This is a genomic window from Bradyrhizobium ferriligni (genome assembly GCF_056837965.1).
Genome location: NZ_JBXEJO010000046.1, coordinates 19,578 through 39,682, shown reverse-complemented (window position 1 = coordinate 39,682; position 20,105 = coordinate 19,578). Strand labels below are relative to the sequence as shown.

Here is a 20,105-nt window from a genome sequence, read left to right as displayed (position 1 = left end):
TGGGCAGTGACACCAACCATTCCACCGCCGTAGGACACATAGATGACCCAACCGCGTACGGCAGTGCATTGAGGCGTGGCCTTAATCCAACGGTCGACATTTTCATGACACCTGCCAATTTCCGGTTGCCAACCGTCAAGGGAAACTTCCTTGAACGGCGCGACGTGAGTGCTCGATAAGCGCTCGCAAATTCCACATTCGTATTCTCGCCTGGTATGATCCGCGAATTCTGTCATGTGCTTCGGTCGAAAATCCTTGCAAGGTCGGTCAGTCACAGCTTGCCCGGCGTTTCCGGCGCAAATATCTACATCAATGCTCGGCGGCAGACGGCAAACTCCGTGTCCGCACGGAGCGCTGCGGCAGCGTCACGTGGCTCAACATCAATGTTGAGCAGACCAATGTCCTGTCTCCGCCCGGCTTGAACAAGAGATGCTGCCGCGACGCGCATCGCTTCGATAGTCTTCCTTGCAACCAGCCATTTTTCGATTACACCAAAGACCTGATCGAGAGTGGCGCCCGACTCGAGGTAATCTTCGATCCAACGATTGATCCAGTGCCAATTGCCGTTCGCTGCGAGCTGATCGAGCGAACCCATCGCTTGAGCTTCATCCGAAGACGGCCTTCTGAACTTGTCGCTCAATCGATGGTCGAAATGTTGACGTCGTAGGTCACACCAGCCGCGCTCATTGCAGAGTTCCCAGAATTGATAGATCGAAAATTCGTCGAGATGGCCCAGATAGGGAATGAGAGCCTCAATCTGGCTCCGCCGCGTGATCCCGGGTCGTCCTCTCTCTTTGATCCCGTAGCGCATCGTAATGTACCGAAAATTTTTAGCCGGGTCGGAAGATGACTCGATTGCCGCCTTTGCCATCGCCAGAAGCCGGGGAGTGGCCAAAAAGAGCGCCGCTTGTACGAAGAAAGCTTGAGCAGCCAAGTGATCCCAGTGCTTCACCAGGAGCGGCTCGGCTTCAGATGGCAGGAGATCCATGACTATCTCGGAAAGCACATAGTCACGGTCATTATCGCCCGACGCCGTCTGGCTAGTCGCGGCCCATGTGCGACCGCGTTGGAGCTCCTCATTTAGGGCAAGAGATACTGGTTCGGACCAGACATGGCGAGCAAGACGCCACCACGTCGCGTGCCGATCTCCTTGCAGCTTCGTGAGAAGTGCCGGAATCGCCGTCCGGTCGGCACGCGCCAACCGCTGCCACAGCGCGCTCTCGGCCAGCAGATCGGAGGCGTCGACGGACCGCAAGATCTCGAGATCGCCGTTCATATGGGTGGCGGCCCAGAAACGGAAAGATTGCCTACGAAGATGCTCTTCGGTGCTCTGATTCTGCCAGAAAGCCAAGAGCCGTTCACGCGACTCCCGCGACATGGGACGACCCTTCTCTTCTTGCCGTCGACGCCACTCGTCGGGTGCCGTATGCGAGAAGGGCGAGAAACCGCCTTTGCCTTCGATGCGTCGTTGCCTGCCGGCAAGTTCTCGAACCACAAATTCGACCGCGTCAGGATGGTCAACCCCATGGAGCATGTACGTGATCGGCCACCGAAGATCGTCCAATCGAGCCCGCTTCAGAAAATACGGGATTGCGGAAACGGGTACGTCTTTGTGAAAGGCCCATCGGACGTGATCTGCAGCGAGGTCGTCTCGTGGAGAAGGAGACTTCTCGCTTGTTGGCAGAGTGGCCCAGGCATCACAGACGGGTCCCAGAAGTCGCTCCGGATCGGTGCCGCAGCACTGCGCGGCGGCCCATAAATAGTCTCCGAGGTGTGACATTGCTGCCGGATCGGAGTTCCACGACATCTCAATGGCGTCGGCCAGTTGAGGATCGGCAAGATAGCCGGCCAGACGGAGTGCCGCCACCCGAACATTCGGTTCCACCGCGACTTGCCGCAGCAAGTTATCGACTCCAGCTCTCAGATTAGCTCCGAACCGGTTCTTCGCATGCTCGATTTGTCGGTCGCGCCAGGGCGCGCCGACCCCCGGCTCAACATCGAGACAGAGCTGCAATCCACCTGCAAGGTCTCCGTTGCGAAACAGCGCCTGTGAAGCCGTCCAGGCGCGTCTGTCGGACCGGCCGAACTTCCACACAATGGCTACCACGTTGGTGGATTCGGTTTCGGACAAAGCTGCCAGTGCTGCCCAGCGCAAATGATTAAACTTCGCTGCGTGCGTATCCGGATCGGCAAGCCATCCATCAATCGATGTTAGGACAGCCCGATGCACCGCGGTCGTTGGCTCGCGGAAGATGCGCAGGGCAAAAAAGAGTGCGAGCGGATTGGTTGCACGAACGCGATCGACAAACGACGGCGAAATTCCATCGTGGTTGAGAGCCGCGCCGAGCACCTCGGCAAATAGGGATCGGCAAGTAACCCGTCATCAAGACCCTCATTCTTGATTGCTTCTGCAATGGTGTCGGCGAACAAATGATCGCGGACGCGATCGTGGCGGAAGAGCAGCCGCGCATCCGAAGCTTCGCTCGATAGACGGACGATGTCGGCCTGATGGACCAGATGCCGCAGCATGGCCAAGGCGTCAGGCTGATCGCGAAGCCATGCTGTGATGTCCGACCATAATGGGCTGATCTGATGGCGTGAGAGCAGGACGGTGGCCAGGGCGCGAAGAGCCAATCTGTAGTCAACGGCTGTGTAGTCACCGCGATTTGCCGCAGTCCGCGCGAGAGCCGCGTTCGCGTACTCTTGAATGACTGATGCGGGATGCGGAGCCTTGCTCGGTTCATGCAGCGCGATCAATAGCGGATCATGACCTAACGCATCGGATATGGCGTCCGCGTCAAGGTCGCTTATGATTTTGCCGCGCGTCGTGCCGCGGCGTTGGACGGCTTCGCGCCCCTCCGATGGTGAAAAAGCGTCGCCGATCACGGCGAGCCGCTGAATGCGTTTCCGGGCTTCCTCACCGAGCGATGCAATAATTTGCGGCCAGATGGGACAAAGTAGCCGCCATGGGCGCCCCGCTGGGGTATCGGAGTTGAGAGGGCCGGACCACTTTGAAAGCTTTTCGGCAAGAAGGGAAGCCTGGCCCGATCTATTTATGTCCTCGGCAACAAGAAGCAGCGGATGATCCGCCGAACAGAGCTGCTGCGCGGCGGAACCTGCTTCCGGCGCGAGCTTCGGATGCAGCTTTCGCAGGCAGGCGTCGATAGCCTCGTCGGGGGTCTGTGCCGCGGCAATGATCTCATGCGGCATGATCAGCCCATATCCGCCGGCATGCACGTGTCGTCTGAGCTGCTTGTAGCACGCGATGCTCTTGCCCAAGCCGGACCCAGCGGCGACAAATAGGATCGTGTCATCGGATGCTGCGGCGATAGCTTGGTCGAGCGTTCGCGAAACCCAGGCGTCAGGCACTTCGTGCGGACCGTGGATTTCTAGACTCTTCAAGGACAGGCAAGCTAGCAAATCGGCAGATAGCCTCTCCTGATCGATGCCAAGATGCTTGTACCGTAGCCATTGGCCTTGGTCAGTATTGTCGAGAAAGTGGGCCAGCGAAGTCACGGACCAAATGTCAATGTCGATGCCTCGTTCGGCACCTCCGGCTATTGTGTCGCGAACGAGTTCCTCTGGGGGCTCCTGGTTCGTCGTCAGGATAAGGGTGGCCCGCAGTAGTGGCGTGCGCTTCCGTTCGGCGGCTACAATCTCAGCGGTTTTCAGGACATCGCCTGCTGGCGCCGTCGGTTTGCCACCCTTGCGCGGCGTCACGGTGGACGGGTCGTGAAGCCATTTGCCTCTTAGGTCGGGACGGGCGCAGGTGGTATGATGCGCGGCAATCATGTGAGGCGGGTTCGCGCCGGTTACGAAAGTGATGCCGTCGACCGGCGCCTTGACTGTCTTGCCCGCAACGTTGACACCGGTGTGAACAAGCGTCGCGTATTCCGGCTTCGCCTCGCGCAACACCGCCGTCGCGAGCCGCTCGAAAGCGGCGTCGTCCGTCATTTCGGACAGTTTTCGAACCGTGTCTCCGGAGCTCATCGGATGTCAATTTATTGGGTTGATTTCTTATCTTCTAGGGCTCGCGCCGTCGCTGCTTGAGGCGTGAGAAACGCATTTGGGTCCTTGATGACCTTCGGCGAGGGTGCCGGGCTTAAAGCTTACGTCCTCGACGAATGAATTCCATTGCGCGATTTTCGCCGGAGCTTGCGCAAACGCGGATGTCAAGGCGTCCGGCGTTTCTTTTGGGATCTCGGTTTGGCGTCGTGTAGAAACGCCGCAAACTTCCTGAAAGATGGGTACCATTCCGTCCAGATCGTCCCTGCCAATCCCCAGCAGATCCAAGATCGCGGGTTGGGCGCAGAGGGTCCTCGAACCAGTTGGTCAGGAGCATCGCGCCTTTTAGAATGAAGCGATCGCGATAGGCGGTTTGGCTCAGGCGGTAAAGCAACCGCTCAAGGACATGGTTGTTGAGAAGCAGGTCGAAGCGCCGGCGGCGTTGCTTGGAAAGGTTGAGGAGTTGTCCACGTACGGACGCCGCCATATTCTTGATCGGCGGCTTTGGCTTCTTAGGCATTGGCAGTCATGGCCTCCAGATAGGGTTCGACGACCTTCCAGATGCCGGCTTCGTTGGCATAGCGGGCGATCTCAGCCGGCGATGCCTTGCGTTTGCGTAGTGCTTCCCGCAGGCCCTCAAGGGCGAGATTGAGACCGGGGCTTTTCTGATAACGCTTTCCGGCACGGCGTCGATAACGGAAGAGATCGACGACAGTTTTGGCGGGATCGTAGATGCGAACGCGCACGCCTTCGATCATGTGATCTTTGATGCCCGAAGTCCTCACCTTATTGCCGAACCGCACGAATTGGAGGGGAGGGGTCTCGATGCAAGGCCGCCGATCTTTTGGGCCAATTGCCAGCCACACGCGCGACGGGATGGTGTCGGTGAGTCCATGGAACGAAAGGGCCGAGGTCAGGCTGACAACGCCCTTCGGGACAAGCTTGGCAGCTTCGGCGAGTGTGTGGTGCGTATCGAATGATGCGTCCGATAGCTGATACAGACCCCGGCTGAGCTGAAGGAGCAGGCCTTTCTCCCTCATCCGCACGACAGTCGTTGCTGTGATGCCCGCTTCCTTAAATTCGGAAAGGCGGACCATGCCCTTTTCTTTCAGAAGGGCTGCAGCACGCTTTTGTTTCTTTCGCAGTTGGCATCAAGGTAGAATGATAATAAATGTCGGATTTGTAAATACTTTATCCGACGATTGGTATCATGCGCCTGAGATGGCGCAATATTCGCTGGCAACTTTCACGATCTCAGACGAACATCCTCGGCACAGGAGGCATCCATGCAGATCCAATACCTCGCCAACAAGGCTCCGGGGATATCAAAAAACGGCTGGTATATCCTTCGACGCGGCGACATCGGGATTTGGGTCGGATGAAAGTGCCCGCACTTTTCCCCAGGAGGCGCACGAACTGAAGACAACTGCGCTCAGCCACCTAAATTCTTTCTTGAGCAAAATGCCGAGATTGACCGGGCTCCCATTATCCTTGAGGACGCATTCGATCTGGCGACCTTTGAGTTCGCCGCCCTCTCGCAGATATCGTTCCTCATCCACGTAGTATCCGAAGAGGACAGCCTCGATGGCCCGCTGGCAGGCGAGCCATGCATGAGGGCCATCGATTGCGGTGATAGCGAGCACGAAGGGACGATTTCGAACGTGCGGAAGCACCGCATAGGAATCAAGAAACTTCTTTCGCTTGTTATCGACGCTGTTGCCGATACGTATGATCGTGCGCCGATTGAAGTCGTTGAGGTCCTGCGGTATCGGCTTGACCTGCCACTGAGTATTTCCTCCAGAAGGAGTTAGAGTCCGGCCTGACGAAGGACGGACAGATGAAGCGCGCAAGGTTCACGGAAGAGCAGATTATCGCGGTGTTGAAGGAGCATGAGGCCGGGGCGAAGACGGCCGACCTGGCTCGGAAGCACGGGGTATCCGAGGCGACGATCTATAATTGGAAGGCCAAATTCGGGGGCATGGATGTCTCCGAGGCCAAGCGATTGAAGACGCTGGAGGAGGAGAACGCGAAGCTGAAGAAGCTCCTGGCCGAGCAGATGCTCGATTCGGCCGCCCTGCGCGAGCTGCTTTCAAAAAAATGGTAGGGCCCGCCGCCAAGCGCGCTGCGGTCGCGCATCTGCAGGCCGTCATGAGCCTGTCGGAACGGCGGGCCTGTTCGATCGTCGGCGCGGACCGGAAGATGATCCGCTATCACTCCAGCCGCCGTCCGGATGCGGCTCTGCGCGGCCGGTTGCGTGATCTGGCCAACGAGCGGCGGCGTTTCGGCTACCGCCGGCTGTTCGTTCTGCTGCGGCGGGAGGGCGAGCCGTCGGGGATCAACCGGATCTACCGGCTTTATCGGGAGGAAGGGCTCACCGTCCGCAAGCGGCGGGCCCGCCGCAAGGCCGTGGGAACGCGGGCCCCGATCCTGGTGGAGGCCAAGCCCAATGCACGCTGGTCGCTGGACTTCGTCCACGACCAGTTCGCCAACGGCCGGCGCTTCCGCATCCTCAACATCGTCGATGACGTGACCAAGGAATGCCTGGGCGCTATTCCGGATACGTCGATCTCGGGACGGCGCGTCGCCCGCGAACTGACGGCGATCGTCGCACGACGTGGCAAGCCAGGAATGATCGTGTCCGACCATGGCACTGAGTTCACCTGCAACGCCATGCTGGCCTGGAGCAAGGACACGGTCATCGACTGGCACTTCATCGCGCCGGGAAAGCCGATGCAGAACGGCTTCATCGAGAGTTTCAATGGCCGCATGCGCGATGAGCTACTCAACGAGACCCTGTTCTTCGATCTCGACGATGCCCGCGCCAAGATCGCGGCTTGGGTCGCCGACTACAATCTCCAGCGGCCTCACTCGTCGTTGAAATACCTCACCCCTGCGGCCTATGCCGCCCACCTCACCGCAACGGACGACCGGCTCCGCAACCCCGACCAGCTCCGCCGATCGTCCGTTGCTCCACCCGCGCCACTTGGCGTACAAAACCCGCAGACTCTAACTGCCGCTGGATGAAAACTCAGTGGCAGGTCAGGCTGTCCGGATTTCTCGTATTCAGGAACAGTGCCTTTCGCATGAAGCGCTACGGTCGCTTCAATGTTGAACCCGCCATGGCCGGTCACGCAGAAGTCGGGCGACCCATGAGAGAAATCAACCGCCAGGCTATATTGTTTGAGAACTGTAAATAGATAGAGCTCCCAGAAACACGTATCGAATGTTCTCTGAAATTCCGCAACGAACTTGCCGTCGCGATCAACAAAGTCGCAGTCATTCAGAACATCCCAGTCGTAGCCGTTCTGGTTCGCGCAAAGCCTTTGAAGTTGCGGTGCTGCAGCGTTTCATCGACCACCGGTATAAACAGGTCCATCGCTTCCTTTCCCCTGGTTCTTGCGTTCTGACTTGTACGCCGACTCCATCTTTTTGATACCTTGTCATGCCTCACTCGCAACAGTAGAGTGCACCTCGTGCACCTTCCGATTGTCAATGAAATTTCTTCCGAATAGCGCCGATATCCCGCACGACCTCATCCGCTCAGTTGGTGACGGCGAGGTCGTCTTCCTTTGTGGGGCCGGCGTATCTTTTAATTCCGGGCTGCCAACCTTCAAAAAACTCACCGACGATGTCTACGCGAAGATGGGCGAAAGCCGGGCGCACGAGGCGGCGGAAGTGATCGCCTATGATAAGGAAGAGTACGATCGCGTTCTTCGTTCTCTCGAAAAGCGTACGCTTCTGCACGGTACCGAATCTCGGGTTCGTGTCGCGGTCGCGCAGCTCCTGAAGGTAACCGGAGGCGCCGATCTCGGCCACCATAAGTCGCTTCTTCAACTGTCCAGAGATCGGGCAGGACGGGTCCGCTTAATCACAACAAATTTCGATACGCTGTTTGAACGAGCGGCTCTGGAGGACGCAATTGTTTGCGAAAGCCATACCGGAAAATCGATTCCACGCCCGGGCGGTGCCGATGATTTTGGCATCCTCCATCTTCACGGGCGGCTCGAAGACGGAGATCTGGGCCTGAAGCGGTCGGACCTAATCTTGACGAGCGCCGATTTCGGCGACGCTTACCTGAGAGACGGTTGGGCGTCCCGTTACATAGAAGACCGGATGCGCCTAAACACTCTTATCCTGGTCGGGTACCGGGCAGAAGATGCGGCGTTGCGTCTACTCCTCGAGACACTGGACGCCGATCGGGATCGTTTTCGCGACCTCAAGGACATATACGCGATTGAGAAAAGCGCTACAGGATCAGCATCGCTCTGGAAAGCCAAGGGGATAAAGCCTCTCGAATTTTCGGACTATGCGGACATCTATGCGACGCTCTCGGAGTGGGCGCGATACGCGAAGGACCCAGCAGCATATAGCCGTCGTGGCCTTGAAGAGATACTCAACCCCTCGGGCTGATTGCGGACCGTTATGGCAGAGGCAAAGAAAAAGATAACACCAGCCGACGTTTCGGAGTTCGAGCGTGATCGCATGCGCTTTTTTTTCGCCGGAACCGACGCGCTTACGGCTCTCACCGAAATCAACCCGTCGCTCGCTTGGCTGCCCTTGCTGGCGGACATGAAGGTCTTTCAAGAGAACGAAGGAGCTCTGGCGGCATGGGTCGAACGGAACTTCGGAGAGATTGAGGCGGTCCGCGAAGTGGTCGAGAATCTCCGCTTCTTCAATGCTGAGACGGCGCGTGTTCTCAGATACCGCCTCGATGCCCATCGCAACAGCCTGGACCCTCTGCTTACGAAGTGCTGGCGACTAATCATCAGGCATATTGAGAATGAGCAGCATGGACGACTTCAGAACGAATGGTTCGAGCTAGCTCCGCGCCTGAGGCAGGGCGATTTATCGACAGACGTTCTGGTCCGGATTGTTCATTTGCTTACTCCGAGGCTCTTCATCGGCAAACGGTACGGTTGGTACGACGAGGGAGTTCGCAAGGTCGAGAAGCCGGGCGATGTTATGTCCATCAAGTACGGCGTCGATGATAGCGTCGGCGAGCAGGAGTTTTTCGCAGCATGGCCAAAGGCGGCGTCCCCGGAGGAGGAAGACTTTCTCGTTGGAGCGCTGACAAATTCGCTCAGCACAACGCTCGCTGACGCTGTGGAAGTCGGTGTAGAGGGGCCGATTGGCCTGAGCCTTACTGATATTGATGTACCCTCGGTCGCGGCTCATGAACAAAACGCCTTCCGGGGGGGCTTTCTTCCTATTGTGCGGATCCTAGCCGAATTGTGGTCCAGACTTGTTCGCAAGCATCAGGAAAAAGCTCTTCAGGCGTTGGACATTTGGAAGCGGAGCGGCTTCCGTCTCGTCCATCGGCTTGCATTGTTCGCGGCCGCCGATCCAAAGGTCCCGCCGAATCTCGCCGCGGGAATATTGTTGGCCGTTCCGCAGGCCGAGCTCTTCTTTACAAATTCGCAAGTTGAGGTCCACCGGCTCGTTCGGTTACGGTGGTCAGAGTTTTCACAAGAAGATCGCGAACTCCTTGAGAGGCGGATTGTTGAGGGACCTCCGACGGAATGGTTCAAGGACGGGATTGACCTGAGCGAGCCGATGGACCGGCATCGCTTTGCTTTGCTGCTGGATCTTGAACGTAGCAATGTACCGTTGGGCGCCGACGCTGCAGGACTGCTGGCTGACATTCGGCGGCGGCATCCAAAATGGGCTGATGCCGAACCCGAGAAGGCCGGTTTTGCAATCTGGCAAGATGAGGATACGCCCCAGAAAAATCGACAGGAGAATCTAAAGCTCGTTCCGAGCGAACAACTGATACAAGCGGCAAAGAAAGCGGCGTCTGAAGCAACATTTTTGGACGGTGATGCGTGGCTCGGCCTCTGCAATGATGACCCGTTGATCGCATTCGCCGGAATCGAAGACGCGCCAAATGAGGACCGATGGCTCGAATGGGCATGGCGCCCGCTTTTCTGGGCCTCTGCCAAGATTGCGGATGTCGGTGTTCTGAACCGAATGGCTCGTCTGGTCGTGCAATGGCCAGAGTTGGCTCCTTTCACGGAAGCGGCCCACGGCGCTGCGTTTTGGATGGATCAAGTCTCTGAAAAACTTGAACCGGGCGTCCTCTGGGCACTATGGGATACGATCGAAAAACGGGCTCCGAGACGACAGGAGGTGCCCGACAAGGACATCTTCACCAGCGCTCTTAACGATCCGGCCGGCAACCTTGCATCAGTTCTCCTGAAGAGAACGCCGGTCCGTAAAGGACAGGATGAAATGGACGCTGCTCTCCGCGATCGCTATACGCGGTTGCTCGAGCCGAACGACTACTTTGCGCTTCTCGCCCGGGTACGGTTTTCCGCGGCGATTGCCTTCCTCTTTGAGCGTGCGCCGAATTGGACGACCAGTCACATCCTCCCGTCGTATCAGTGGACCTCGTCGGATGCACTCGCGATGTGGTCTGCTCGCAAATACACCAACCACATAGGCTCAGCGAAGCTGTTTGAACTTATCAAGCAGCCCTTCATCGAACTTTTCTCTCGCCGAGATGTGCCCGCCGAGGATATCCGGACATTCTCCGGATGGCTTGCGGTCATTCTGATCGTCAACCAGGCTGGCAAGGCACATTATCCTCTTGCAACGACGGAGGTTCGTTCAATCTTGCGAACCAGCGCCAACACGACCCTCTGGTCATTTGCGCACCGGCTGGCCATAGAGATGGAACGCGCCACGTCGGCCGAGAAGATTTCGGCGTGGCGAACGATTGTACGTCCCGTATTCGAGCGGACATGGCCGCTCGACGCCGAGCTACAGACGCCGAGGGCAACAGGCAAGCTTGTACAGCTCTTGCTTGCAACCGGTGAAGCGTTTGGTGAGGCGGCGCCGATTATCATTCCTTTCATTCGACCTGAGGAAGCTCGCTCACATTCGAGCGTTTATTCCATTTCCGAGGCCAAGCCTGATCTCTATCGAGTAGCGCCTGCCCAGATGCTCAATCTCCTGAGTACGGTCGCGGGCGACGCGCCACATCGGAGCCTCTATGGCATGGAAAAGGCCCTGCAAAAGCTGCAAGAGGCGGCCCCCGAACTTGCGGGAATGAAGACATTTCAAAAATTAGCCATGCAAGCGATGTCGCTTAGCTAACCTGTGATCCTTACCCCTCTAGCCGCGCATCATCGAAGATGCAAGTTTGGGTCCAAACTAGCCTGATATTCCATATTCAAGACATCGCGAAGCTAGACTGACAAACTCTACGATCTATGAGCAGGGTAATCTCGAGCTCAACTTACGTTTCGGAGCAAGATGGATTTTCTGGATAATTGGCGTCAACGCGCCACGCAAGTTACTTCCCGCTGGCGGGACGCTGGTCGTGTGGCCTCCGAAAGCATCAGCAACTCAGTGGCGCGCGGATTGAGCGCGACGGCTGCTGTTGCCGGCGAGGCATATACGGCAGCGCTCGATTGGAAGAACAACAGCGAATTCAGCGCTTGGCTGAGCGATCACCTGAGCAGTCAGTACGCGACCCTTGCTAGTAAGGCTATGGACGCCGAGTATCTCCGCACGCATGTCGGGGGCGGCTGGCATCGGCTTTACGATGGCGGTCACAGCCTTGCCGGTAGTTGGAAGGCGGTTAGCTCGTCGTTGCCTGACCTAGGAGCGCTGGACAAGCTTGGCGTCTGGGCGAATGAATATTGGAAAGATCTTGTCACCGCGCGCGGTATGCCGATCGTGGTGCTCGATCATGCCGATCAGGTCAGCGAGTATTTCAAGCACTTGGATTGCGTGAATGTCGCTCAGCTGATAGGTGGCGAGGTTTGCAGCGTGTCGATCTACTGCAACTGGAACGACCCGGCGAAATTAGTCGCGTCGGCTACGGCGAGCGAATGCAGCGGTATTGTCTACGCCAACGTGGTGGCTCCGCTGGTTAGTTTGATCGCCCTCGGGCGAGCCTATTTCCTGATCCGGAAATCTGAGCAAGATGATCTCCAAGGCTTCATTGAGCCAGCCCTGAAAGGCCTGACGCGCAGCGGCACGACTGTTCTGCTCGTGACCGTTATACCGGGTGGCTTCCTGCTGCACCTTAGCAGCGGCATCGTAGTCAGCCTGGCCCATGGCTACGTCTGGGACAAGGGCACCGAGAATAAGGAGGCGATTTTGAGCATGATGAAAGGCTGCCTCGCCAAATTGAAGGATGGGTTGCCCGGGCTACGAGGGCTGCCGCTTCTGCCTCAAAGCGGTGGAGCGAGCTAGAACTCGTTTCGGAGCCGACCTAGCAAGCGGCGCGGCGTTTCCAGACGGCACTGGCAGGCGTGACTTGGAGTTGCTTGCTCATCGGCGCGGTCCCTTCAAGAACGGGGGCTCGTCGGTGGCAAGGTCCCCCATATCGAGCAATCGGTCGGGTGTCGCGGCGAGATCGGTGTCTAATTGGATTCCCAAGACGCCGATGGCGCGAAGTACCGTCGCGATGCTAGGATTTTCGAGCCGACCCGTCTCGAGATGCGAAATCCAGTCTTGTGTGGTTATACGGCAGGGAGGGCACCTGGGTGGTGAAGCCATGGCGGTCGCCGTCAGCCAGGTTCTCGCGGCGTTGATCGAAGGGGAACGCCCGATCCTGAAGTGATTGATCACATTCATTCTTTTCGCGTCAACCTTGACGACAAGTCCAGGTTGCAATGATATCTACCTAGCGAAAGCTTGCGACAATCGGTCCAGCGCAGGCGTGTCGGAGGCGCGGCGGTATTTTTGCGGAAGGACGCTTTCGAGCGCGCCTCTGGATTTCAGTTGTGGCGGCCTCGCGGCATGGGTTGAACTGAAGTCCAGTTGCCTTACGAAAATGGAAATGTAGTTTTCGCGATCATTATGGGGGCAGAGTTGATTTTTCTAGGTTCATCATTACTTTGGCGTGGCTGGTTCCGCATCGCACTGTTCTGGGGAAGCTTCGCGGCCGCCCTGATAGCTTTAGCCAGAATTGCGCCATTCTCAGACTGGAGCCACGTTCTTGTCGTACTGGGCGAAGTCAGCAATGGCGACATCGAGCACGTTGCGGAGCGGAGCTTCGCCTTCGCGCTGTCTTCCGGGATAGCTCAAATCGCCATCGCGCTCGCCATGTCCTTCCTGCTCTCTCACGTGCTCCTGCTTCGAGCCACCTTGAGAGGCGCCAGACGCTTCCTCGGACGGCCCGGTGACCTTGCCGGTTTCGCGCAGGCATTCGACAAAATATCAGGCCGGCTGGAGCGCAACGCCGTGGTGGGCCATGGGTGGCGCCAATTCGCGGCGACGGTTATCCGCGAAGACAACGTGGTACGGTATACTGTCCGGCCCCAAACCTACATCAACCTGACCGATGTCCGCGGTGAGCTTTTCGGACTCAAGATGATGGGCTCGATCCCGGGATACTTCGTCGGGCTCGGCCTTCTCCTGACATTCATCGGACTTGTCCTGGCGCTCAATCGCGCCGCGGGCAGCACCGCCGCAGGCTCGGCTGAGGCGATGACAACTTCTCTGAACGAGCTACTTGCCGCGGCCACGTTCAAGTTCTCGACCTCGATCGCGGGCCTCGGTGCATCGCTCGGTTTGGCTCTGGCGTTTCGAGCGTATCAAATTTGGATTGAAGGAGCCTTCGAGGGCCTCGCGCGCTCGATCGAGCTGCGAATGCTTTTTTCTCCGCCCCAGCGCATCGCGGAGGAATCCCGTCAGATACTCGCCGCGCAACGGGATCAACTGAAAGAAATAAACAGCGAGCGCTTCTTTGCTCGTCTCGGCGAGACCGTGGCCCCGGCGCTAGGGAATGCAATAACCCAGGCCGTCGGCCCTCTTTCCGATCGACTCGAGCGTACCACGGAGGAACTGGCGCGAACCTCCCGGACAGGCGCGGATACCCTGGTCAAGAATTTCGTCGAGCGACTTGACCAGGGCGCCAGCCGCGAGATGCAAGAGATCGTGGCCACGCTCAAGAGCCTGCGCGACTCGCTGGACAGAACCCAAAACAACCTGTCAGGCTCAGGGCAAGACTTTTCCAACAAGTTGACGCAAGCAGCAGAAGCGATCGGCAACGTGCTCGCACAGGCGAGTCAGAACCTGAGTGGTTCTGCGGCCGATGCCGCAAAGTCAGTGCAGACGGGCCTGGCCAAGGTAATCGGAAGCCTTGAAGCGCAATCCGAGGGCTTCGGAAGCACGCTTACGGATCTGCAGCAACGGCTGGCCGATCAGTTGGAGGAAAGCACCAGGCGATCTGTAACGGCGGGACAGGATGCAGCTGCAGCCGTGCATGCGGGTATGGATGAATTCGTCAAAGTGCTACGGAGCGATATTGCTGCTCTTTCTGAAACCTTGCGATCAGTCTCGTCGGCGCTTTCCGGACAGACGACACAAATCGAGGCCATCAGCGATCGTTCGAAAGACACGGCTGATGCGTTCACACGGGTGGCGAGCGACGTACGGTCGGCAAGCCAGCCCCTCTTGACGCACTCAGCTCGGGTCGCCGAGTCGACCGAGCGCATGAGCGCCTCCATGGCGGAGTCCGTGCAGGCACTTTCGACTTCCCAAGATTCCGCCGACAAGCTTGCGGCGAAGCTTTCGGACCATCTCGATCAGATTGCGCGAGTTTGGGACCAGTATGAAGCGCGTTTCAAATCGGTCGATGAAGACCTCGGAAATGCCGCGGACCGCTTCCACGAGGAAGTCTCAAGACACCAGGAGGCGATGCGCGGCTTCGTCGAGCAAATCGACGACCACACCGGAGCCATTTTGGGCAAGATCAACTCCGCGGTGGGAAATCTGTCGGAAAGCGTGGAGACGCTGAACGAGACGCTCGACAGTTTTGTGCGCGCGATGATGCCTCGCGAAGCTGCCGAGTAAGGATAGATGACCTACCACGAGGCAACAAACGAATTGGGGTCTGACGGATCTGCCGACACGCATGGGGAGGGCGAGAACTACTTCATCTCGATGACGGATATGATGGTCGGGATGTTGTTCATCTTCATCATCATGCTCATGAGCTTCGCTCTACTGTTTCGGCAGCAGACCGACGTTCAAGTGGCGAAGACGAAGGTGCAGTCGAAAAAGATCGAGGTGGCGGAATCGGTAGGACGGGAGCTTGACCAGACGGAATTGCGAATCCGGAAGCGGCTTGATGAAATCCGCGAAGCGAGCGAGCTGCGCTTGCGCCTTCTCACCGAGGTTCGGGATCAATTGAGCAGGGAAGGCCTCACCGTCGAGATATCCCCTTCAGGCGACGTCCTCCGCTTGACGGAGGCCGCGGTTCAATTTCCGGTCAATAATTTTGCTCTTCTCGGAGACGCGAAGAAGAACGTCGGTAAGATTGCCAGGGTACTGGCTCGCGTGCTGCCTGGCTATTCGATTTGCCCCCGCTCGCGCCCGAAGTCACCGTGCCGGTCTTCGGATCAAGCCTCGGTTGAAACCGTCTTCATCGAGGGGCACACGGACGAGACGGGAAATGATGACCAAAACTGGTCGTTGTCGGCCCAGCGTGCAGCCAGCACTTATCGCGAGCTTACAACAATTGCGCCGGAGCTCCGCAGGATCCTCAATCGGCGTGACGAGGAAATTCTGTCGATTTCAGGCTATTCGTCGACCCGTCCAATTGATCCTTCCGGTACCGCGACTGCCTGGGGAAAAAATCGAAGAATAGACCTGCGGTTCGTCATGGATACCGATCCGAGCTCCGGGCTGGAAGAGGTGCGAGCTCTCCTTCAGAAGATGAGGACTGCCATCCAGGAGCTGAAAGGGCGGTCCGAATGACCTTTCGTGCCGCTTTCAACACGAGGAGAAGTCGTCTTCCGATCCTGATCGAGCCGACTGCGGTGGTGCGGCTTCTTTCACAGCTGTCGTCGATGCCCACCGGCGAAACTGCACGGCCGGCCGTCGATCTGAACACGGTAGCGGAGAGATTTGTGCATCAACTCTCCCGCGGCCGAGAACCGACCGTCGGAGACTGGAACAAGATCATATGGTGCATCTGGAGTACGGAACCGGCTATCGCCGCGCACAGTGACGCTCTGGAGGGTGTACTCGCTCGCGTTGCGGAAATGCGACGCAAGCGCCCCTATCGCCAGCTCGCCTCCGTGTACTTGGCCGAGTTCGCGCCAGATCGTCCTCGGCTCGACCGCATATCGTATGTTCTCAGCAGCTTCGCACCCGTCGCGGGGGAGCCCTGGACGGGTCTCAATGCTCGATACGACGTGTTCAATGGAACCGCTCCAATCGTTCAGATGGCGCGCGTCGCGCTCGGCAAACAGATGAACGTGCAAGCATTTCTCCAGGCGATAGGACTGTCAAATTCAGTTGCCGGCAGCGAATTTGCGGCATTCATGCACGGTGCCGGACTAACAATCTTGCGTGGCACGCCGATCACGGCAGCACCGGAGCGGCTCGATATCATCCGGCGGTGGTGCCTTGGACCGGATGACAAGCTCCTCTTCCCGGTCTGGGGAAAGGAAATGGCCCGCGCGTTGACATTGCCCCTCGGCGATATGATTCCGGCTCAGGCCGACCGTGACCTGATTTCAGGTTTCCTCACCACGCGTTTCGGCGATCCCCGCATCGATCGGGCATCCTGGATCGGCCTGGATGATGTCTCGGATATTTTGAAGCGGTGGTTGACCGAGCAGTCGTTGCGACAGTTCTTCGATGTCGTCGACAGGGTCGCGCCGGACGGTGCCTGGAAGTACAGGCGTAAATTCTGGCTGGCGTTTCACGCCCACCGCCTCATCAGGAACGCGTGGGTGGTCTTTGGCGATGATGGCGCTGCCGAGGCGCGAAGGGCGTTCGGGCGTGAAGCACTGTTCGGGGTGTTCGATAGAGCCGGGCGGAAGAGCATCCAGCAGGGTCATGCCGTGCTCCTGCTGGACTTTGGGCAATGCGTCGTTGCGGATTGGAGTTACGATGGCTTTTGCAATATCTGGGCGAACGGCAGCAGCGCCAAGACACCCGGCCTCAATCTGGCTTCGTACAGCTCCGACGACGTCAGACGCCCTTTACCGACCGATCGCACCGAGCAAAATCTGAGACAGCATGACATCTTTGGTCATGGCGGTTCGGAGAATTACGTCTGGCAAAACCGTGTAGCCCGCAGATTGCAAGAGTTGACTGGCGTGCGTGTCCAGCAATCCGAATACACGGTACGCTGAGATGACAGCGCTCTTCAAAACGCTTTTTGAGACACACTGGGTCCGGGTTCGGGCAATTGAAAAGCGCAGTTTCGGTCGGGTGAGCGATATCCCGCGGGTGAACTGGTCTGCGGCTGGATTGAACCGGGAAGCCCTGCTGGAATTGGAGTCGTTGGTCGATGACGGTGCGGCCAAATCGACGGACCTGGAAGTCTGGATCTCACCGACGGACGCGGCGTCGTTCACGGACCGAGTTTGTAGCGCGCTCGGATTTCCGCCTCCCGCCGCCCTCGGGTTGTCGATCGCTTTGGACGGGAGAATCGAAGATGCCCGCGGCTTGTTGAAGCTCCGTTGGACCGACAAGTGGGGAAGCGAGGTGCGGCCGAAGCGGACAGGCTTATTGTTGCAGTGGGGAGAGCAGGTTGGGCGCCTCACTCCGACGTTATTTCCTCTCATCAGAGCGATCGACGCATATAACGAGACCGTCGGATGCGATCTTGAGCAGAGGGTATCTTCGTGGCTGCCGGTACAAGATACCCTAGGGAAGCTTACTGGTGCGCAAGTGCAGCGCGACGGCTTCCTGGAGACGTTCACGCTGTATCAGGCAGGCGCCTTCGCTCTCGATGTTCGTGAGACCTCCAATGGAGTTGATTTTGCTCCTGTGCTCATGAGCCGGAACCGGGCTTTCGCTCTACAAGACGACGAACCGGCTGACGCCGTCGACATCGAGCCCGCTTCGAATCAGTCCCACGAGCTAGGCGGTTGGAACGAGGCGCTGCTATCGGCGGAAGACCAGCGCTCGTTTGTTGAGCAAGCGATCGATAGGACGGGCTTGGCAAAAGATGCCTATCAGGTCGGTCGAAACCGCTTTGTCCTGGTCGATTCCGCGCTCAAGCTCGCGCTTAACGTCCTGAAGGAAAAGCGAAAGGGGTCGGAACAGGAGCGTCGCGAATTCGTCCGCAACCCCCGCGCCGCCATCGCTCATGCTTTGGAGAGCGCTGACGAAAAGGCCGCACCCGGACAATTATTCGTCGAAACCAAGCACTATTCGGACCGCGTGGAAGGGCTCGGACTTTGGGAGCGTCCCCAGCTCCCCTGGCTTACGCGTCGCCCCAATACTTGGTTGCCGGAGGCAGGCTGGATCGTCGACGGACCGGTCGAGGCGCTCACGCCGCTGAGCGCGGAAGAACTGGCTCAGATCGAGAAGGATATCGAAGCGGCCGAGATCCGCGGCGATGCGCACGTCGTCATCCGCCGCTGTCCCATTCCGATCGACTCTGCTCCGGAGGTCCTCGCGGACGAGCGCCGCCGATCAGCGGCGACGCCGCCAGAAGACGGCTCAACGCCCACCGAATCTCCGGCTGAAGATCCCGACAAGGATCCCAAGCAGCGGCTGGTCCTGCTGATAAAGAAGACCAATTTCGATGGCGTCGAGTACGAACTCGGGCTGAGGCAGCGGACGGCGCATATCGACATCGATGCGCCGCCGGCGCAGCGGATGGGGACAACCCCTCTCAAACCTCATCAATCCGAGGGCTTTCGCTGGCTGGTTCAAACCTGGCAGGCTGGCTGGCCGGGTGTTCTTCTTGCCGATGACATGGGTTTGGGCAAGACTTATCAGGCCCTCGCATTTCTCGCTTGGCTCAAGACCAATGCGGCGGCATTGCGCACCCAGGTCTCGACGCACGAGCCCTGCCTTATCGTTGCGCCAACGGCTCTGCTCAGAAACTGGGAGAAGGAGAGCCTTGAGCGACTTTCGGAGCTCGGCTTGGGGCGGCGGATCGACGCCTATGGCGGCGCGCTCAAGCAGCTCAAGCTGCCGCGATCCGCTGAAGGCAGCGATCAGGACACCCTCGACGTCGTTCAGTTGCGCGAAGCCGACTGGATTTTAACGACCTATGAAACTCTGACGGATCATGAACGATCGTTTGGCCGGATCCCCTATTCGGTCGTGCTGTTCGACGAGATGCAGAAAATCAAATCGCCGGATACCCTCAACACAAAGGCGGCAAAGGCGCTGAATGCCGATTTTGTCGTAGGCCTTACCGGCACTCCGATTGAAAACCGGATGGAAGACCTCTGGTGCCTGTTCGACCGGCTAATCCCGGGGTTCCTGGGTGATCTGAAGAGTTTTTCAAGAACGTTCCAGAAGGAGAATCCGGACAAGCTGAGCGAGCTGAAGCGATCGCTTGATTGTCCTCTGCAAGCGGCGCCGCCGGTCATGAAGCGTCGTATGAAAATCGAAATTCTGGAAGGTCTTCCAGCCAAGACAGAGAAGAAATATCCAACCGAGATGCCTGCGGGCCAAGCTCAGGCATATCGAGAGTTGATTCAGGAGGCGCGTGGCAGCCGCGATCAATCACGGGGCTTCATGCTGAAGGTGCTACACGGAATGCGAGGCATTTCGCTGCACCCCGAGGATCCAGCTTCAATCGATCTGACGAACAAGGCTCGATTCGACATGTTCGTGCGCGGGTCCGCTCGCCTGTCGACGACCGTCAAGCTGCTGGAGGAAATCGCGAGCCGAAACGAGAAGGCACTGCTTTTCATCGAGAACCTGGCCATGCAGGATGTCCTTGCGCGGGGATTGGCCATTTCCTTTGGGCTGGACAGAAAGCCCGCCATCATCAACGGCTCCACGCCCGGCGAGCGTCGCCTGGCGATAGTAGAGAGCTTCGAGAGATCGGGAAACGGCTTCGGTATTCTTATTCTCTCGCCCAAGGCTGCCGGTGTTGGTCTGAACATCGTTGCGGCCAACCACGTTATACACCTCAGCAGGTGGTGGAATCCGGCCGTGGAGGATCAGTGCAACGATCGCGCCTATCGGATCGGGCAGACAAAGCCGGTCAATATCCACATCCCGATGGCGACACATCCGGATTTGCCAAACGAATCGTTCGATGAGGTCTTGGACAGATTGCTCGAAGCCAAGCGCAGGTTGTCGCGCGACATGCTGACGCCGCCCACAAGCGAGAGCGATATCGACAGCTTGTTCGGCCAAGCCGTAGGGAGTTGACC

12 protein-coding genes are annotated in these 20,105 nt (G+C 58.2%); 8 read left to right on the top strand and 4 right to left on the bottom strand.

The features are described 5' to 3' along the window. Window positions 1–304: 304 nt before the first annotated feature. The 4 genes from AC1VNY_RS25895 to AC1VNY_RS25880 all read right to left on the bottom strand — a co-directional run bounded on the left by AC1VNY_RS25895 (window position 305) and on the right by AC1VNY_RS25880 (window position 5,855). Window positions 305–2,350: a hypothetical protein gene (locus AC1VNY_RS25895; RefSeq protein ID WP_482407313.1), complete on the bottom strand. Its 2,046-nt coding sequence runs from the start codon at window positions 2,348–2,350 to the stop codon at window positions 305–307. A 1,752-nt stretch (window positions 2,351–4,102) separates the two neighbouring features. Continuing rightward, window positions 4,103–4,525, bottom strand: a complete 423-nt coding sequence (locus AC1VNY_RS25890) for a nucleotidyl transferase AbiEii/AbiGii toxin family protein (RefSeq protein ID WP_482407312.1) — start codon at window positions 4,523–4,525, stop codon at window positions 4,103–4,105. Then, on the bottom strand, window positions 4,518–5,117 hold the full coding sequence (locus AC1VNY_RS25885) for a type IV toxin-antitoxin system AbiEi family antitoxin domain-containing protein (RefSeq protein WP_482407343.1): 600 nt from the start codon (window positions 5,115–5,117) through the stop codon (window positions 4,518–4,520). Before AC1VNY_RS25885 ends, AC1VNY_RS25890 begins: the two co-directional genes overlap by 8 nt. 213 nt (window positions 5,118–5,330) lie before the next feature. Beyond that, complete coding sequence (locus AC1VNY_RS25880) at window positions 5,331–5,855, bottom strand: DUF5375 domain-containing protein (protein WP_482407311.1); 525 nt, start codon at window positions 5,853–5,855, stop codon at window positions 5,331–5,333. Between AC1VNY_RS25880 and AC1VNY_RS25875 the strand changes: the two genes are divergently transcribed. From AC1VNY_RS25875 to AC1VNY_RS25840, 8 genes are all read left to right on the top strand, one after another. Beyond that, window positions 5,843–7,029, top strand: a protein-coding gene (locus AC1VNY_RS25875) for an IS3 family transposase (RefSeq protein ID WP_482407310.1) whose coding sequence is annotated in 2 segments (ribosomal slippage) — window positions 5,843–6,095 and window positions 6,095–7,029 — 1,188 coding nt in all. Because the reading frame shifts where the segments join, the coding sequence is not laid out codon by codon here. The genes AC1VNY_RS25880 and AC1VNY_RS25875 overlap by 13 nt on opposite strands. 468 nt (window positions 7,030–7,497) lie before the next feature. Further along, the gene (locus AC1VNY_RS25870; RefSeq protein ID WP_482407309.1) at window positions 7,498–8,415 is read left to right on the top strand and encodes an SIR2 family protein; all 918 of its coding nucleotides are present in this window, start codon (window positions 7,498–7,500) and stop codon (window positions 8,413–8,415) included. Window positions 8,416–8,427: 12 nt separating this feature from the next. Then, complete coding sequence (locus AC1VNY_RS25865) at window positions 8,428–11,100, top strand: hypothetical protein (RefSeq protein ID WP_482407308.1); 2,673 nt, start codon at window positions 8,428–8,430, stop codon at window positions 11,098–11,100. A 159-nt stretch (window positions 11,101–11,259) separates the two neighbouring features. Next, window positions 11,260–12,207 (top strand): hypothetical protein, encoded by a 948-nt coding sequence (locus AC1VNY_RS25860; protein ID WP_482407307.1) that lies wholly within the window; start codon window positions 11,260–11,262, stop codon window positions 12,205–12,207. Between the two features lie 570 nt (window positions 12,208–12,777). Then, a complete protein-coding gene (gene zorA / locus AC1VNY_RS25855) occupies window positions 12,778–14,814 on the top strand; it encodes an anti-phage ZorAB system protein ZorA (protein ID WP_482407306.1) in 2,037 nt (678 codons plus the stop codon). A 6-nt stretch (window positions 14,815–14,820) separates the two neighbouring features. Continuing rightward, window positions 14,821–15,720 (top strand): OmpA/MotB family protein, encoded by a 900-nt coding sequence (locus AC1VNY_RS25850; protein ID WP_482407305.1) that lies wholly within the window; start codon window positions 14,821–14,823, stop codon window positions 15,718–15,720. After that, entirely contained in the window at window positions 15,717–17,108 is a 1,392-nt protein-coding gene (locus AC1VNY_RS25845; protein WP_482407304.1) for an EH signature domain-containing protein, read from the top strand. The genes AC1VNY_RS25850 and AC1VNY_RS25845 overlap by 4 nt, the downstream gene beginning before the upstream one ends. Before the next feature lies 1 nt (window position 17,109). Continuing rightward, a complete protein-coding gene (locus AC1VNY_RS25840; RefSeq protein WP_482407303.1) occupies window positions 17,110–20,103 on the top strand; it encodes a DEAD/DEAH box helicase in 2,994 nt (997 codons plus the stop codon). Window positions 20,104–20,105: the final 2 nt, after the last annotated feature.

Excerpts from the sequence above, each read along its gene's own strand:
- AC1VNY_RS25840 (WP_482407303.1), top strand. The coding sequence starts at position 17,110 with ATGACAGCGCTCTTCAAAACGCTTTTTGAGACACACTGGGTCCGGGTT.
- AC1VNY_RS25860 (WP_482407307.1), top strand. The coding sequence starts at position 11,260 with ATGGATTTTCTGGATAATTGGCGTCAACGCGCCACGCAAGTTACTTCC.
- AC1VNY_RS25890 (WP_482407312.1), bottom strand. The coding sequence starts at position 4,525 with ATGCCTAAGAAGCCAAAGCCGCCGATCAAGAATATGGCGGCGTCCGTA.
- AC1VNY_RS25870 (WP_482407309.1), top strand. The coding sequence starts at position 7,498 with ATGAAATTTCTTCCGAATAGCGCCGATATCCCGCACGACCTCATCCGC.
- AC1VNY_RS25845 (WP_482407304.1), top strand. The coding sequence starts at position 15,717 with ATGACCTTTCGTGCCGCTTTCAACACGAGGAGAAGTCGTCTTCCGATC.
- AC1VNY_RS25850 (WP_482407305.1), top strand. The coding sequence starts at position 14,821 with ATGACCTACCACGAGGCAACAAACGAATTGGGGTCTGACGGATCTGCC.
- AC1VNY_RS25865 (WP_482407308.1), top strand. The coding sequence starts at position 8,428 with ATGGCAGAGGCAAAGAAAAAGATAACACCAGCCGACGTTTCGGAGTTC.